Genomic DNA, 1,902 nt, shown 5'->3' with positions numbered 1-1,902 from the left:
TCCGGAACAATTGCGCGAAAAGTGGGACAGCGACCGTTCGGGGGACGCGAGCATCGCGCTCGTGCTGGCGATGGCCTTACGTCAGTCGGTCGCGCGCTTCGTCTTTTCTTCAAATCACCTGACCCAGTTGAGGCGTCTGCTTCCGTCGCAGGACAAGGAGGCGATCAAGAATATTCGCAAATCCTTCGTTGACGAAATCTGAAGTTTCCTACTTTTAATCGGGGCCTTAGTTATCATTCCGCCTCTCTTATTCCCGGCACCGGTCCTTGAGCGCCTCGGCTGCACATCGGCACGCCGGCCGGATGGTTGGAACGGCGAACGGCGAACGGTGGCTGAGGACGGTTCGCGGCAATAAATCGTACACCAAAAGTGATTTTATATTAGTGGAAGCTAATACACGGTTCAGCCAATCCACACGACCCCGGCAAACATCTGCCACGACCAGTAATTGCGATTTAAATACAGCGACTTAAAGCTGAATACGGACTCGGTTCGGAGTATAATCGAAGGTGCCTAACCAATTGATTACAGAACCAAACGAGCCCGCATTCGATGTCGATCTTACCCGCCCTCGCCACGCAATTCCAAGCCCTTTTTCCGGCGACCCCGCATGGCCAGGAGCGCGGCCGGTGGTTCATCCTGACGCTGCAGGCGATCGTGGTCCCGATCACCGCCTCGCGCACCTCGAACCTGCTGCGCACAATCGCCACCTTGTTTGGTGTGCACATCGCCCAGTCGCGCTATTACACCTTCATGGCCTCGGTGAAATTACCCTGGACGGCGGTCTGGGAGACCCTGTGGCGGGCCATCCCCAACCCGCTGACCGAGGGGCGTTTGCTCCTGGGGTTGGACGATTCGCTCAACCCCAAGACCGGGCGCAAGGTGTTTGGCTGTCAGCGCACCTTTGACCACGCGGCCAAGACCAATCAGAGTCAGTATCCCTGGGCGCAGACCATCGTCACCGTCGGCCTGCTGCAGGTGATTCATGGCCGCTGGTGCTGTCTGCCCTTGGCCTTCGCGTTCTACTTGCGCCGCCTGACGCTGCGTCCGCGCTGCATCCGGGTGTGCGGCGTGGCTCTGACTTTTGCGACCAAGTTTGCCCAAGCGGTCGCGCTGATCCGGCGCCTGGGCATCGTCTTCCCCCTGGTTCCGATCCTGGTGATCTGCGATAGTTGGTTCGGTAACAATGGGTTACTCAAGCCGTTGCGTGAAGCGCTGGGGCCGCGTGCCCATCTGCTCTCGCGCCTGCGCACCAATGCCGCACTCTATGATCTGCCGACCCCGACCCCGGGGGTGTCTGGGCGTCCGCGTAAGTACGGCGCGCGCCTGGGTAACGCGGGGCAGTTGGCGGCACTGCGGCAGGCGCAGGGGCAATCATACACGGTTAAACTGTATGGCCGGATGCGCACCGTGACCGCGGTGGACCAGTTGGTCATGCTCAAGACGCTACGGTGCCAGGTGCGTGTGGTCTGGATCTTCCGCAAGACCCGGTGGCTCGCCTTGGTCACCACCGACCTGACCTTGTCTGTAGCGCAAATGATTGAATATTATGGGGCGCGCTGGAAAATTGAAGCCGGTTTCAGAGAAATCAAACAGGAAATCGGGAGCGCCGAGACGCAAACGCGCCAGCCGGATGCGGTGACCAATCATCTCAACTTCTGTCTGGCGGCCACGGCCATCACCTGGATCTATGGCGCCCATTTGGAGCAAGCACCGCCGCGGCGCTATGCCACCAGCAAGCGCACCGAATATGCCTTCGCCGACCTGCGGCGGCGTCTCGCCCAAGACCTCGGCGGCGAGGGTTTCGGTATCGCTTGCGCGGATCCTGGCAAACCGACACAAAATCCGCTGATCGCCGCGGTTATGAAGCTTGTGGCGTAATTGAAAGCGGGAAACTTCAGT

Annotated in this window: 2 protein-coding genes; both read left to right on the top strand. The window is 59.7% G+C overall.

The annotated features are described in order from the left end of the window. A partial coding sequence (locus QZY44_RS24325; protein ID WP_295454205.1) for a hypothetical protein occupies positions 1-202 on the top strand: 202 nt, incomplete at its 5' end. Between the two features lie 350 nt (positions 203-552). Further along, complete coding sequence (locus QZY44_RS24320) at positions 553-1,881, top strand: transposase (RefSeq protein ID WP_295454202.1); 1,329 nt, start codon at positions 553-555, stop codon at positions 1,879-1,881. Positions 1,882-1,902 lie beyond the last annotated feature (21 nt).

Source organism: uncultured Thiodictyon sp., from assembly GCA_903837595.1.
Classification (GTDB): domain Bacteria; phylum Pseudomonadota; class Gammaproteobacteria; order Chromatiales; family Chromatiaceae; genus Thiodictyon.
This window is presented reverse-complemented; position numbering and strand designations above follow the sequence as displayed.